The 13210-nt window shown below is 47.1% G+C and carries 15 protein-coding genes; 4 read left to right on the forward strand and 11 right to left on the reverse strand.

Annotation, left to right across the window (positions count from 1 at the left end; all coding sequences use genetic code 11):
* Positions 1 to 3 precede the first annotated feature (3 nt).
* The 5 genes from PLA01S_RS03655 to PLA01S_RS03675 all read right to left on the reverse strand — a co-directional run bounded on the left by PLA01S_RS03655 (position 4) and on the right by PLA01S_RS03675 (position 3799).
* Positions 4 to 447, reverse strand: coding sequence for a GNAT family N-acetyltransferase (locus PLA01S_RS03655; RefSeq protein WP_164817291.1), 444 nt, complete (start codon positions 445 to 447; stop codon positions 4 to 6).
* Between the two features lie 22 nt (positions 448 to 469).
* Positions 470 to 898: a GNAT family N-acetyltransferase gene (locus PLA01S_RS03660; protein WP_127591021.1), complete on the reverse strand. Its 429-nt coding sequence runs from the start codon at positions 896 to 898 to the stop codon at positions 470 to 472.
* 9 nt (positions 899 to 907) lie between these two features.
* Positions 908 to 1300, reverse strand: a complete 393-nt coding sequence (locus PLA01S_RS03665) for a VOC family protein (RefSeq protein ID WP_127590135.1) — start codon at positions 1298 to 1300, stop codon at positions 908 to 910.
* A 71-nt stretch (positions 1301 to 1371) separates the two neighbouring features.
* Entirely contained in the window at positions 1372 to 3420 is a 2049-nt protein-coding gene (locus PLA01S_RS03670) for a penicillin-binding transpeptidase domain-containing protein (RefSeq protein ID WP_127590136.1), read from the reverse strand.
* Positions 3421 to 3457: 37 nt separating this feature from the next.
* Complete coding sequence (locus tag PLA01S_RS03675; protein WP_127590137.1) at positions 3458 to 3799, reverse strand: hypothetical protein; 342 nt, start codon at positions 3797 to 3799, stop codon at positions 3458 to 3460.
* Between the two features lie 137 nt (positions 3800 to 3936).
* Here PLA01S_RS03675 and PLA01S_RS03680 point away from each other — a divergent pair, with 137 nt between their 5' ends.
* Positions 3937 to 5301 (forward strand): aminotransferase-like domain-containing protein, encoded by a 1365-nt coding sequence (locus PLA01S_RS03680; RefSeq protein ID WP_127590138.1) that lies wholly within the window; start codon positions 3937 to 3939, stop codon positions 5299 to 5301.
* A gap of 43 nt (positions 5302 to 5344) precedes the next feature.
* Here PLA01S_RS03680 and csaA read toward each other — a convergent pair whose 3' ends face one another.
* The 3 genes from csaA to pdxR all read right to left on the reverse strand — a co-directional run bounded on the left by csaA (position 5345) and on the right by pdxR (position 8253).
* Complete coding sequence (gene csaA, locus PLA01S_RS03685; protein ID WP_127590139.1) at positions 5345 to 5674, reverse strand: chaperone CsaA; 330 nt, start codon at positions 5672 to 5674, stop codon at positions 5345 to 5347.
* Positions 5675 to 5850: 176 nt separating this feature from the next.
* Positions 5851 to 6726: an arylamine N-acetyltransferase family protein gene (locus PLA01S_RS03690; RefSeq protein ID WP_127590140.1), complete on the reverse strand. Its 876-nt coding sequence runs from the start codon at positions 6724 to 6726 to the stop codon at positions 5851 to 5853.
* 105 nt (positions 6727 to 6831) lie between these two features.
* Positions 6832 to 8253, reverse strand: coding sequence for a MocR-like pyridoxine biosynthesis transcription factor PdxR (gene pdxR / locus PLA01S_RS03695; RefSeq protein WP_127590141.1), 1422 nt, complete (start codon positions 8251 to 8253; stop codon positions 6832 to 6834).
* Between the two features lie 332 nt (positions 8254 to 8585).
* Between pdxR and PLA01S_RS03700 the strand changes: the two genes are divergently transcribed.
* Both PLA01S_RS03700 and PLA01S_RS03705 read left to right on the forward strand, forming a co-directional pair.
* The gene (locus tag PLA01S_RS03700; protein ID WP_246059364.1) at positions 8586 to 9116 is read left to right on the forward strand and encodes a thioredoxin family protein; all 531 of its coding nucleotides are present in this window, start codon (positions 8586 to 8588) and stop codon (positions 9114 to 9116) included.
* A gap of 159 nt (positions 9117 to 9275) precedes the next feature.
* A complete protein-coding gene (locus tag PLA01S_RS03705; protein ID WP_127590143.1) occupies positions 9276 to 10208 on the forward strand; it encodes an L-lactate dehydrogenase in 933 nt (310 codons plus the stop codon).
* 86 nt (positions 10209 to 10294) lie between these two features.
* On the opposite strand, the gene PLA01S_RS03710 is transcribed toward PLA01S_RS03705, so the two are convergent.
* The gene (locus PLA01S_RS03710) at positions 10295 to 10882 is read right to left on the reverse strand and encodes a LysE family transporter (protein WP_127590144.1); all 588 of its coding nucleotides are present in this window, start codon (positions 10880 to 10882) and stop codon (positions 10295 to 10297) included.
* A 123-nt stretch (positions 10883 to 11005) separates the two neighbouring features.
* Between PLA01S_RS03710 and PLA01S_RS03715 the strand changes: the two genes are divergently transcribed.
* Positions 11006 to 11560 (forward strand): helix-turn-helix domain-containing protein, encoded by a 555-nt coding sequence (locus PLA01S_RS03715; RefSeq protein WP_174819183.1) that lies wholly within the window; start codon positions 11006 to 11008, stop codon positions 11558 to 11560.
* A 69-nt stretch (positions 11561 to 11629) separates the two neighbouring features.
* Here the strand turns inward: PLA01S_RS03715 and PLA01S_RS03720 are convergent, their stop codons facing one another.
* Both PLA01S_RS03720 and PLA01S_RS03725 read right to left on the reverse strand, forming a co-directional pair.
* Positions 11630 to 12406: an ABC transporter permease gene (locus PLA01S_RS03720; RefSeq protein WP_127590146.1), complete on the reverse strand. Its 777-nt coding sequence runs from the start codon at positions 12404 to 12406 to the stop codon at positions 11630 to 11632.
* Between the two features lie 11 nt (positions 12407 to 12417).
* Positions 12418 to 13197, reverse strand: a complete 780-nt coding sequence (locus PLA01S_RS03725; RefSeq protein WP_127590147.1) for an ABC transporter ATP-binding protein — start codon at positions 13195 to 13197, stop codon at positions 12418 to 12420.
* Between the last annotated feature and the right edge of the window lie 13 nt (positions 13198 to 13210).

Consider the following 13210-nt stretch of genomic DNA (forward strand, 5'->3'; position numbering starts at 1 on the left):
TTCTTAACAGGGCAAGCTTTTATAAAACCCTTTAATGATACCGTCCTCATATCCGAGGGATTTATAGAATTTATGACTTTCGGCTTTCTTGCTCCCAGTAACAAGTGTGATGAAATGACAACCTCGTTCGATAGCAATTTCTTCAATCCGCATAATAAGCTGTTTACCGATTCCTTTACGCCGGTAAGCACTGGATATAATTAAATTCTCAATCATCATGAAGAAATTACAATCACCAGTCAGATCGTAGCATTGTATCCCCATAACCGACCCAATTAATGAGCCTTCCTCATTCTTCGCACCGAGCAAAAAATAAAGATCGTTTTCTTGCATTTTTAAAAATAGAGATTTCATTTTGATTGCGTCAACGGTACTCTCATCCAACTCTTCATATAACAGGATAAGATCATCTAAATCATCATAATGAATACGACGAATACTAACCATCATAAACTCCTTATTATTTCAACTAATCCTTCCTTAAAAAGTCCGGCATTCGAGTCAACGTTTTTCCGTGATCGCGGACAAAACCGTATTGTTCATACAGACCATGGGCATCCCGGGTAGACAATATGCCGAATATATTTCGGTAATCCTCGTGGGTCGTAATCGTTTCGATTAAATTCTTCCCCACTCCAAGCCCCCGATAAGCTTCATCCACATACACATCACACAGCCAATAAACCGTTGCGCCATCCGTCACCACGCGAGCAAAGCCGATCTGTCGGTTGTTATAATATGCCCCGAAGCACGTAGAGCCTTCTAGCGATTTTTTGATTTTCTGGTCCGAGCGCTCGTTAGCCCAGTAGCTTTGCCGCAAAAAATGTACAATGGCGTCCAAATCCAACAGGGAAGGGTCGCTGCTAATAAGGACCTGCTTCATATCGATGTCCGTCATCGCATCCACCTAGTCCTTTTCCCCTGAGCCGAATGCAATCACGTAGCCGTCCGGATCTTGAATCGCAAAATCCTTCCACACGCCCCAGTCCGCTTCCATGAATACAGGTTCCTGTGCCACTTCGGCCCCTCTGGAGGTCAGTTCCTCATACAATTCATCTAAATCGTGATGTGTATCCACATATGCGTATGTATCCCATGGCGTTTCTTGGTCTCTGCCTGCTGGATTCGGTGTGACATCTGTACTGGATTCCGCTTGAATCAGCTTGAATCCGAGCGCAAAATCATCCCTGACCGCCCAAACGTCATTTACTTCACAACCCAGCACTTCTTCATAGAACTGTTTGGAACGGGTAAGATCGGACACCAATCGAACTTGGACTGAGAATAGAATCTTGCTCATAAGATCATCTCCGACTAGTTTTATTCCATATTACAACCGTCCAATTCGCTTAACAAGAACTTTTCGTAAGCTCATCTTAAAGGGGATTCGTTTCCGTAATATTTTCGCAAAATCGGCGCGACTTTGTTCACGACATACCCGCTGCCTCCCCGTCCTTCAACATGCTCTACCATCATCGCGAGCAGGAGCTTGGACTCCGTCGTGTCAAACGCAACGAACCATCCGTTCTCCTGTCCTTTTTCGGATTTGCTGATTTTCAGTTCGGCGGTTCCCGTCTTCCCTGCAAGCTCATTGCCCGAAATATCAGCACCGTGTCCGCTACCTTTTGGATCCTGAACCACATCAACGAGCATACGCTTGATGATCTCGGCAGTGTGCGAATCCAACACTTCTTTCGTCTCACTGGGACGGATCTCCTGCTCTGATGAATCCAGCACAGGCTGAATCAGCTTCCCGCCATTCATAAAGGGGGTATATGCCAATGCCAAATGTAAAGGACTCATGAGCACTTCCCCTTGCCCATATCCGGAATCCGCGAGCTGAATTTCGTTTTGTATCCCCTCATTAGCCAGGCTTGCTTCCGGGAAAGGGAATTGAAGCGGCAGTGCCTCTTCGAAGCCGAACTTTACAGCTTCCTTCAAAAAAGGATCCGCACCGATCTCCAATGCTTCCTGTGCCAGATAGATGTTATCTGAATACACAAGAGCATCTCTTAGATTCAGGACAGGAACTTCCTTCACGCGTGTCACGTAATAATTTCCCCAGCTCGGATCTTTGGACCAACGCAAGCCGTGGATCTCCCTTACTTTACCGGGGGTAGTGACCCCAAGCTTCAGACCAACCGCAGCCGTGATCGGTTTAAATACCGAGCCCGGAGCATACAGCTTAGTAAAACGATTCAATAGCGGCTTATCCGGATTATGGTTCCACTCATCCCACTGCTCGGTCGATAATCCAACGATGAAAGCATTGGGATCATAGGACGGGCTGTTAACCAATGCCAAAATTTCTCCGGTCTTAGGGTTGATAGCCGCTGCGGTACCTGCATCCTCGCGAAATGAAGCAAATATGGATTGTTGTAGTTCAGCATCAATGGTTAAACGAATATCCTGACCATCTACGGCTTCCTTCTCGGCTACGATATCTTTGACCTTACCCGAGAAATCCACGATCGATATCCGTTTACCGTCCCGGCCGCGCAGCACCTCATTATATACTTGCTCGGATCCTGATTTACCGATAAGTTCATTCGTTCCATACTGCGCTTCGGGCGCATTGGTCAAATCCTCCTTCGTCACTTGTCGGATGTAGCCTGTTAGATGTGCTGCCGCCGCACCGTAAGGGTAGACTCGAGCACGTTCATTCTTCTTTACTACGCCTGCCAAATCACTGTAATCCATTCTGCTCTGCTGCGCATTCAGGTTTAGGATGGGTACGAAAAGATCATCCTTCACCCACGCCGCATCAAGCTTTCGCTTTATAATCTCGGTCGATATTCCCAATCGCTCAGCCAACGCAACCAAGGTCTGTTCTCCGTCGTCACCGAGCTTACCCGGAACGATACCGATGACTTCCATGGTGCCATTAATGGCCAATCCATGACCGTTTCGATCCAAAATCTCACCCCTGCTGGATGGTAACGTCTGCACGTTCACTTTATCCCCGTCATCCATGGCCGGCAAAATCAAGGATGGATGCCACACCATTCGCCAAGACAGGCTCTTACCCTCGGTTTCATCGTCTTCTTTTGAAAGCTCAAACGAACCCTTTGCCTGCACCCGGCCTGCCGATGTTTCCAATAGGATATGGTATGGATAGAATACTCGCTCATCCGTTGCTTCTTCTGTTGCTTTAGCCGTAAAGTCAGGCGTTATGGTGAGGTCTGCTGCTCCAATCCCTTCATAAATAGTCTGAAAACGTGTTATAAATTCCTCCTTTGTCATCTCCTGTCTGGATTTCCGTGACAGCAGATCGTACATCGATTCATAGCTGCCTTTCTCCCACCATTCAACATACCGTTTTGCAATCTCTTCCGGATCCGGTTCTTTGATGCGGTCACAGCCCGTATGTATTAGTACCAAACTCAGGCACAAGAAGACCCATACCCACTTAAAATGCATCGATTCCACTCCTCAAACCCCATATAATTAGACGTCATTACATCGTTCTCCTAACCATGAAAAGGATCATGATCAGGACGCAATCCATCCCAATCAGCATCAACAACTTGGCATGCTGTCTCCGATGAATCGTTAACCCGGTTTCAATGAGCGAAACGGCAAGCAAGCTCCACAATGAGACCTCCATAAGCGGAATAAGGAGAACAACCCAGATGATCGAAGCGGTGCTCACTATCCATAATAAACTTAGAATGATGACGATTACCGGCGGGAGCAGCTTCACCACTGTTGACTTCTTTGCGCGATATGCCCACAGTTGAAACAATCCCATCCCCATAAGCGTCAGTACGTATTCATTGCGTAAATAAGTGTCCATCATGATCCCTGCCTTCTTAATAAAAAACAATATCTAACCAAAGCATGCTGTATTGTAGAGTATACTTATAGCGTATCGTTGTGAGAATGCATGTTTTCTGGCTCTGTACCCGTACAGATCGATTGGAGGTATAACGAGATATGAAATACACCGACATTATTAAGTCAATAGAATGCCAAATACTGAATGGATTATTGAAACCAGGCAGCAAGCTGCCATCCATCCGTGCTTTGACAGAATCCTATTCTTGCAGCAAAAATACAGCCATACGGGCCTATGCTGAATTGGAAAAGAGACATATCATCTACGCTGTTCCCAAGAGTGGTTACTATATCGTTGAGGGCAGCGTAAACACAAACCGCCCGAACCCCTCGGACCAAGTGATTGATTTCCGATCTGCGGGACCTGACAAAGCGGTCATGCCTTACCGAGACTTTCAGCATTGCATGAACCAAGCGATTGAAATATATAAGGAAGAGTTGTTCACCTATTCCCAGATTCCGGGTTTGAAGTCACTTCGGGTTGAGTTAGCCCGACATTTACTCGATTTGCAGGTCTTCACGGTTCCTGAGAGGATCTATGTTGTATCCGGTTCGCAGCAAGCGCTGCATCTGCTCGTCTCTCTCCCTTTTCCTAACGGAAAGAACAATATTTGCGTGGAGCAGCCCACGCATTTTAGCATGATGGACTCCCTGAAGATCCATCAAGCTGTGACATACGGGATTGAGGTTACGAACGACGGAATCGACTTTGGACGGCTCGAGGACATTTTTAAAACTCGCGATATCAAGTTTTTCTATACGGTCTCAAGGTTCCATAACCCTACAGGCTACAGCTATTCCAATGAGGAGAAGAAGAGGATTGTAGAGCTGGCGCAGAAATATGATGTTTATATCATCGAGGATGACTATATGGGAGATTTGGATCGGGATTCAAAACATGATCCGATGTTTGCCTACGATCCGTCCGGCAGGGTGATCTACACGAAGAGCTTTTCCAAAGTCATGCTCCCCGGATTAAGGCTGGGCTTGGCCGTGATCCCCGAAGAGATGAATGAAATATTCCAGCGGGCGAAGCACGCTGCGGACATACATAGCCCCGTGCTCATGCAAGGCGCACTCGAAATTTATCTGAAGAACGGGATGTTCCGTGCACATATTCAGAGGATGCGGCAGACCTATAGTCAGAAAGGGGCTCTGCTCCAGCAGGCTTACCAAACTCACCTGCCGCCCTTCTTATCTTTTACGGGTTCGCAATCCGGGTTTTATTCCACGATCCAGCTGCCGGAGCCATTGAAAGCATATCAATTGGTTAACCATCTGGAGAACGAGAACGTATATGTTCAGGATGCCAGCAGCATGTTCTTGCCTGAGTTTAAGAACGAATCCATGATACGGCTGAGCGTATCTCAAGTGAAGGAGGAACTAATCGAAATCGGTGTTCAGAAAATTGCGGAAGGAGCCGCAGAATTGTTGAAAAGGCGTAGCGAGGTGAGGTTCATCTAGTCGGACCAGGTCGGAGGCGACCGGACCGACAGATGAAATAGGCTTAAGCGATGGGAGTTCCATTCGGCAGATCGACATCCGGCTTCAGAAGCACAACGTCTCCTGGCTCCGGTACCCCGCCGAGCACAAGCACTTCGGATTGATAGCCAGCTATGCGTCTCGGCGGAAAATTGACGATAGCTACCACTTGATTGCCTACGAGGGTGTCCGCATCATATCGATTCGTAATCTGGGCACTTGTGCGTTTGATCCCGAGCGGGCCGAAATCAATCTTCATTTTGATGGCCGGAACGCGTGCTTCCGGGAAAGGCTCTGCCTCCACGATCGTCCCGATCCGAATATCCAGCTTGGTCAAATCATCGATGGTTGCCATGACTATATCTCCTTACAGCTAGGTTATGTAGCGATTAATGATGTTCACCACACAAAATTTATGTATCATCTTATCACCTGCGTTTCCGGGAATTCAAGTGACAGATTGGTTTAGCGTGTTCTATACCGCTGGGGATCAGCTCAAGAACCAAATGGAGGTAAAGCATTCGACACTTTCTATATTGGCTCATTCTCCATAAGCTTCTTCCAATTCTGGTGCTGCCTATATACCTTATCCCATATCTGGTCCCGTTCGAATGTGGAATAGTTGACGAGCGGCTCATTAAATATGTCCGCCAGGATCTCAAACCATTCCGACTTCGATGAAATCTCTACCCTATCCAGCGCGTTGCCGCTCCACTTTCTCCATATGCAGCCTTTGAGTTCATTCATACCCAACTCGTGCCGTTGCCTGACAATGAACAGATCCATCCATGGAGATTCCGGTGATCGGCTATAAAATGCATGATTTGATTTAAACATATCCAGGCTGTTCACAACATCAGGAGCATAATCTACGCCTACATAAGAATAATGGGGATCATGAATCAGCCTCCAACCACGATCCGTTATGCGAGACGGCTCGAGTACATATTGAAAAGGTCCCTGTAGGTATTCTCCGAATTTCAATGGGATCGGCTCCCAGGGCATATCGCCCAGACCGACATCTACGAGCCACCTCTCTTCTTCCTCATGTTGATCATTCAACAGACTTACGGTTATCCCAAGATGGAAGCCGTTAATCCGAGGTTCTTGTCCTAAGGGCTGTACTCCAGCCTGGTGCCAATATGCCTTATAACCTAAGCCTCGAAGAAGCGCGGTAAAGGCTCCATTCAGATGAAAACAATAACCGCTTCGATGCTGGATCATAAGTTGTACCGATTCTTGTATATCGATGGATGTCGGTTTCCCAGCAAAAATATCCAAGGTCTGCCAAGGTATTCGCGCCACGTGTGCTTTATGCAGCTCGAATAAATATTCCTTCGACGGAGCCTGAATATCCGAGATGCCTAAACGGTTTAAATATGCCCTTACCTCACTTTGGCTGATCATCGTGTACACTCCTACTTTTTTTGCTTTATCATAAACAATAAACTGACCCTGATGAAATGGTCAGTTTTAACGTTTTATAAAAGACAGGTTAAACACTAACCGTGTTCAGCCCTTGTTCCAAGCCTTTTGCAGAAGCCGAATTCCTGATTCCATTTCAACTGCGTTCAAGCCTGCAAATCCCATGTATAACCTCGGGTACTGGTTAGCATCTTGCTGGTGGTTCATCCACATTTTTCGCAGGTCATATACGATAACCCCGACCTTCGCCGCCTCCTGAATCAATTCTTCCGAGGACACATCTTTTTTGACGGTCAGCTGAATGTGGAGTCCTGAATTCTGACCCGTAATTTCGACAAACCCGCCAAGATAAGCTTCGATCAACCCGATTAACTGATGATGTCTCTTCCTGTACAGATTACGCACTTTACGAATATGACGGTACCAGTGCCCCTGCTCAAAAAACGCAGTCATTGCCCACTGTTCCAAGCGTGAAGGGGCAAAGAACACTTCCTGACGCATGTGGGATATTTGATTCAGCAGCGCCGGCGGCAGAACGAGATAGTTCATTCGCAATGTCGGAGTCAACACTTTCGAGAACGTGCCGGCATATATGACCCGACCGTTGTTATCCAATCCTTGCAAGGAAGGAATGGGTTTCCCCTGGTAACGAAACTCGCCGTCATAATCATCCTCGATAATGTATGCGTTTTTGGCATGGGCCCATTCCAGTAATCGCTCCCGCTCCGGATATGGCATAATGCTTCCCGTCGGGAATTGGTGAGAGGGCGTGACATATACAAGCTGTGCCTGGCTGCGCTCCAGCTGGTCAAGCGAGATTCCTTTATCATTAAGCGTTATCGGAAGTAAATGGCAGCCATTCAGCTGAAATTGATCTCGTACCAAGCTGTAACCCGGTTCCTCAACAGCGATATGTTTAATCCCTTGCAGCACTCTGGAAAGTAGCCCCATGCTATAAGCTGTTCCGGCACCTATCACAATTTGCTCAGGTGTTGAATTAACCCCTCTGGAATTTCGCAAGTATTCGGAAACCACGGTGCGAAGCCCGTATTCACCCTGCGGATCTCCATACATTCCAATTTCACTCACATGCTGTTCCAGCGCTTCCTTCAACATTTTATTCCAGGTTCGAAGCGGAAAAGACGCTTGATCTAATCGAGTGGGATTAAAGTCAATAAAACCTGGATTCAAGCGCCCATAGGAATGCATGACAGACATCGTGGTTATAGAGGGAGTCTGCTGTTGATGGTGGTGTGATAGTTCCTGATATGGGTTCATGACATATAGCCCTGACCTCGGCTTGCTGGTCACATACCCTTCTGACGTTAACATTTGATAAGCTGTCTCTATCGGCGTTTTGCTTATATTGAGTTGAAGCTGGAGAGAACGAACGGAAGGCAATCGTTGTCCGTCGGGAATGGTGCCATTACGGATACCCTCACGAATTTGAAGATATAACTGCTGGTATAACGGGAACTCGCTTTGCTCGGGTAAAAGAATATCAAACAATTTGGACCACCTCAGGCATTCTTAATAGCTGAATAGGAGATACGTTTACTGAATTATACAATAAATCAGGTCCAGGTTACGCGCATCCATTGTCACGAAACATTTCATTCGATAATACCACTTTTATAACATCTGACTTTGATAAAAAGATTAAAACTGACCATTTCTGTATGGTCAGTTTTATTTTAAGCTAACGATAGCTTGGATGTATATCCATATGAATCTGTTACGAAAGGACGTAGGATCCCATGACTCATCCCATCCGTCTCCATCACAAAATCGGCCAAGGTTTAACGCCTCTCCAATTTATGGAGAATATGAAGATTCAAGAAATGAAATTGAGTTGCATCCCAAACACCAAGGAATTATGTAGACAAGTCTATGATCGCTTCCAATGGGAGAACGAAGACGCTGAGCGATTCTTCACTTCTGAGCTGCACATATTCAACCAACTGCACTGCCTTATTCTCTGTACGGATTGGTGTCCGGATGTCATATGGAATGTTCCTGTACTATTTAGAATATTGGAATATAGCCGTATGCCGACCGAAGTGCTCATCATGGAAGATCATATGGAGACAATGGATCATTTTCTCACGGATGGCGGACGCGCACAGCCGATTGCACTCTTCCTTCATGCAAGCACCGGAGAAGTATTCGGAACTTGGGGCGCTCGACCGGCATACATCCAAAACGTCATGGACGAGTTCAAAAGGGACCACCCCGATAAACAAGCTGCAGGATATCAAGAACAACTGGACCAAACGTACAAGAAGATCGGCGAGCTCTACCATGACGGTAATGAGTATCAGAGAGTCATGATTCAGGAATTAAGGCAGCTATTTACTTCTATTGCAGTATGAAATAAATCACACTCCCGCTGCTTAAATCTTCCTGAATATGTTATCATTACTAACGAAGATGCATGAGGGAGTCACTGATCGAGCAGCAGCTTATTAGGGTAAATAGAAGGATAAACATTCACCAAATTTCATTAACTCAGTACAAGGAGAGAAACACTTATGACAAAAAATGAAGTTCAGCGTCCGTCCCGCGTGGTGGTCATTGGTACAGGCGCTGTAGGAGCAACGACTGCGTACACCTTATTTTTACGTGAGAGAGTATCTGAACTGGTATTAATCGATGCGAACCATGACAAAGCTCTTGGCGAAGCCTTGGATATGAATCATGGTCTCCCCTTTGCCGGAGGCGTGAAGCTTTGGGCTGGAGATTACAGCGATTGCAAGGATGCAGACATCATTGTCATTGCCGCAGGCTCCAACCAAAGACCCGGCGAGACGCGAATTGACTTATTGAAGCGAAATACGGCGATATTTGACGAAATTATCCAGAACATCGTGAAATACAATGATCACGGCATCATTCTCGTGGCCACGAATCCGGTTGATATTCTGTCTTACGTCACGTTGAAGAAAAGCGGCTTCCCGGTCAATCGCGTAATCGGTTCTGGTACCTTGCTGGATAGCGCCCGTTTCCGGTATTTGATCGGACAAAACAAAGGCATTAATCCGCGCAGCATTCACGCCCATATCGTCGGAGAACACGGCGATTCCGAGCTGCCGCTTTGGAGCATTGCCAACATCGCAGGGATCGGGATCGATCTGACAGACGGCGAAAAAGAGGATATTTTCGACCGCACCAAGAATGCGGCTTATGAAATCATTAACGCCAAGGGCTCCACTTCCTATGCGATCGCATTGGCGCTCGATCGGATCATCGTCTCCATTTTGCAAAATGAAGGTTCCGTTCTCAATGTATCCACGCTGCTCACGGACTACCACGGTGTGTCCGATGTGTACTTAGGCGTACCATGTGTGGTTGATCGTACAGGGGTTCGGGAAATTCTGAATCTCGAGTTTAATGATGAGGAACTAACCCAATTCCATGCATCCGCCAACAAACTGAAAGAGCAGATTTCCAAAATTTACGAATAAAACAAGGCAAGGCTTTCCGGATGAGCGATCCGGGAAGCCTTGTTCTTTTGGCTAAGGCGTCGATGACGCGCGAAGAAGCGAGCGTATCAGTTGGCGGTATAAATAGAAATTGCACTGTAAAGCAGAAGCAATCCCATCGATATATTAAACAGGCGCTCATACCGGGACAACAGATGCTGGAACAGCGAACCGAACAACGCCCAGGTCATATTGGCGCAAATGCCGACGATCGTGAGCAAGAACGAGTATGATAACAACTGCGCATGGGATGTAGAGATCGGCATGACGAAGGTCGATATGGCTGTAATCCCGTATAAAATAACCTTCGGATTCATGAACTGAAAGATGAATCCGAAGGAAAAGGTATTGAATCCACGCGCCTTATCATCTGCACGATGCGGCTTGCTCTGCATGATTTTAATGGCCAGATAGATCAGGTACAGGCATCCGATGATATTCATAACAAACCTGATCTTCGGGATGAATGGGGATAATACCAGATTGAAATAGCTGGACAACAGCATAATGACCAAGCATCCAGCCGCTACACCTCCGATAAAGCGCAGCGTTTTTTTAAATCCGTGACTCCGTGCATAAGTCATCGAAATGATGTTGTTGGGGCCGGGCGTAAATGAAGCGACAATCGCATAGGTCAACAGCGGAACGATCAACACGCTCCCCCTCCTTTCTTGTATGTTATAATGAACAAAGTTGTACGTTATAGCGTTCATCCGTTATAATTATACATTATGTATGTTATAACGCACAATATGTGCAGTATGGAGGTCGATGATACATTGAAGCCCATCAATATAATATTGGCGAATAACTTGAAGCTGCTAAGGGAGGAAAGGAAGCTAAGCCTGGATAAAGTCGCGGAGATGACTGGAATCAGCAAGACGATGCTGGGGCAGATCGAACGCGGAGAATCGAGCCCCTCCATAACAACCGTATGGAAAATCGCGAACGGATTAAAGCTTTCTTTTACGTCATTGATCAATGAGCCTCATTCCGAAACGGTCGTGGTATCTCAAGAAGAGATCCAAGCGCTGGTGGAGGATAACGGAAAAATTCGGATTTATCCTTATTTTCCCTATGAGGACGGACGACGCTTCGAGATGTATTCATTAGAAATGGAGCATGGCGGTTATTTAAGTGCAGAGGCTCACATCGAGGGGACGGAAGAGTTTATTACTGTTTTCGAAGGAGAGCTTACCATTCGTGTCGATAACGAGGAATATACGGTGACACCAGGTAAATCCATTCGGTTTAAGGCCGATAAACCTCATGTTTACCATAACTCCGGCGCCTCCATGAACCGATTAAGCATGGTGATCCATTATTCCAAATAACCAAGAGATTTGAAAAAGCAGCAGCCCCCTCCATAAGAGGGAACTGCTGCTTCGTATATTGCTCCACGTTCAACGACGCAGTGAATTCGTACTAACCACTCCGTAACGGGACAACAGCTTGCGCCCGAGCAGTCCAACGATACGGTCCGTTATGAACCCCATCAATCCCAGACAAATCAATCCGACAAAAATCCAATCCGTGCGGAAGAACAAACGTGAATTCCAGATCAGATACCCCACGCCTTCATTGGACGCAATCATCTCTGCCCCGATAATCGCCATGAACGAGGTTCCCATGGCAAGCCGAATGCCGGTGAACATAAAAGGGACCGTTGCCGGAATGATGACATGCTGCACAATCTGGCACTCGGAAGCCCCCATGCTGCGGGCGGAGCGAATCTTATCCTCTTCTACGGATAGGACACCCGTCAACGTATTTAATACCACAATGAAGAAGGTTGCATACAGAATAAGCATCACTTTCGATGTTTCCCCGATGCCGAACCAGACCAGAAACAAGGTGATGAAGGCAATCGGCGGGATGAACCGGATGAAATTGAGGAAAGGTTCGGCGAAAGCGCGGATCGGCCCCACCTTTCCGATGATGAGCCCGGCCGGTATCGCAATCAGACTGCCAAGGGTCCAGCCGAGCAGCACCCGGTATGAACTGATCCCGATATACTGAATCAGGGTGCCGTCCGTCAACAATTCATATCCGCCCTTGGCGGTATAGATAGGACCCGGCAAAATTTCAGGCCCATACGCAAGGGAAAGCAACTGCCAGACGCCAAGGCCGGCGATCCACAGCAGGATATGAAGCGACCATTTCTTAATTTTCTCGCTCATAGGTCTCCTCCCTACTCGTCAAAGTGCGATTGGATTTGGTTATACAGCGCATGAAAAGCCGGATCTGTTAAATCTCTCGGGTAAGCGAGTGGCACCTCATAGATATCCGTTATTTTCGAGGAGGGTCCCGCTGACATGATGCCGATGCGTCCTCCCAGTAGAAGGGCTTCCTGAATATCGTGCGTCACGAAGATGACGGTTTTGTCGGTGTCCTGCCATATGCGCACCAACTCCCTTTGCATGGTCCGCCTTGTCATCGCATCCAATGCGCCGAACGGTTCATCCATGAGCAAAATCGCGGGATCATTGGACAATACCCTTGCCAGCTGTACCCGTTGTTTCATGCCGCCTGACAGTTCGCGTGGATATTTGCTTTCATGCCCCGCAAGACCCACTAGTGAAATAAACTGGTTGGATATGTCCTTTCGCTTCGCGGCAGGTATGCGTTTCATCCGAAGTCCAAATTCCACATTTTCTCTTACGGTTAGCCATGGGAACAGGGAGGAATCCGCTTGCTGGAATACAACGGCGCGATCCTGGCCCGGACGGTCCACCTCCTTCTCGCCTACTCTCACCTGCCCCGATGTCTTGGATACAAAGCCGGCGATCAGACTAAGCAGCGTCGACTTACCGCACCCGCTTGGACCCAGAAGAACAAAGAACTCGCCGCCTTTTACCGCCAGATTGACGTCCTGGATAATATAGTGCAAGTCACCTGCAGAAGTTTGCTGTGCGTAACTTTTATTCAACTGTTCAATATGGATTTCATTCTGCCTTGACGCTGCTCTCATCGTCTTCATCTCC

The organism is Paenibacillus lautus NBRC 15380 (assembly GCF_004000945.1).
In the GTDB taxonomy this organism is placed as follows: Bacteria; Bacillota; Bacilli; order Paenibacillales; family Paenibacillaceae; genus Paenibacillus_AQ; species Paenibacillus_AQ lautus.

What these genes read in the sequence shown, in the direction of transcription:
- PLA01S_RS03655 (WP_164817291.1), bottom strand. Translation starts at nt 447, where the DNA reads ATGGTTAGTATTCGTCGTATTCATTATGATGATTTAGATGATCTTATC.
- PLA01S_RS03660 (WP_127591021.1), bottom strand. Translation starts at nt 898, where the DNA reads ATGACGGACATCGATATGAAGCAGGTCCTTATTAGCAGCGACCCTTCC.
- PLA01S_RS03665 (WP_127590135.1), bottom strand. Translation starts at nt 1,300, where the DNA reads ATGAGCAAGATTCTATTCTCAGTCCAAGTTCGATTGGTGTCCGATCTT.
- PLA01S_RS03670 (WP_127590136.1), bottom strand. Translation starts at nt 3,420, where the DNA reads ATGCATTTTAAGTGGGTATGGGTCTTCTTGTGCCTGAGTTTGGTACTA.
- PLA01S_RS03675 (WP_127590137.1), bottom strand. Translation starts at nt 3,799, where the DNA reads ATGATGGACACTTATTTACGCAATGAATACGTACTGACGCTTATGGGG.
- PLA01S_RS03680 (WP_127590138.1), top strand. Translation starts at nt 3,937, where the DNA reads ATGAAATACACCGACATTATTAAGTCAATAGAATGCCAAATACTGAAT.
- csaA (WP_127590139.1), bottom strand. Translation starts at nt 5,674, where the DNA reads ATGGCAACCATCGATGATTTGACCAAGCTGGATATTCGGATCGGGACG.
- PLA01S_RS03690 (WP_127590140.1), bottom strand. Translation starts at nt 6,726, where the DNA reads ATGATCAGCCAAAGTGAGGTAAGGGCATATTTAAACCGTTTAGGCATC.
- PLA01S_RS03700 (WP_246059364.1), top strand. Translation starts at nt 8,586, where the DNA reads ATGAAATTGAGTTGCATCCCAAACACCAAGGAATTATGTAGACAAGTC.
- PLA01S_RS03705 (WP_127590143.1), top strand. Translation starts at nt 9,276, where the DNA reads ATGACAAAAAATGAAGTTCAGCGTCCGTCCCGCGTGGTGGTCATTGGT.
- PLA01S_RS03720 (WP_127590146.1), bottom strand. Translation starts at nt 12,406, where the DNA reads ATGAGCGAGAAAATTAAGAAATGGTCGCTTCATATCCTGCTGTGGATC.
- PLA01S_RS03725 (WP_127590147.1), bottom strand. Translation starts at nt 13,197, where the DNA reads ATGAGAGCAGCGTCAAGGCAGAATGAAATCCATATTGAACAGTTGAAT.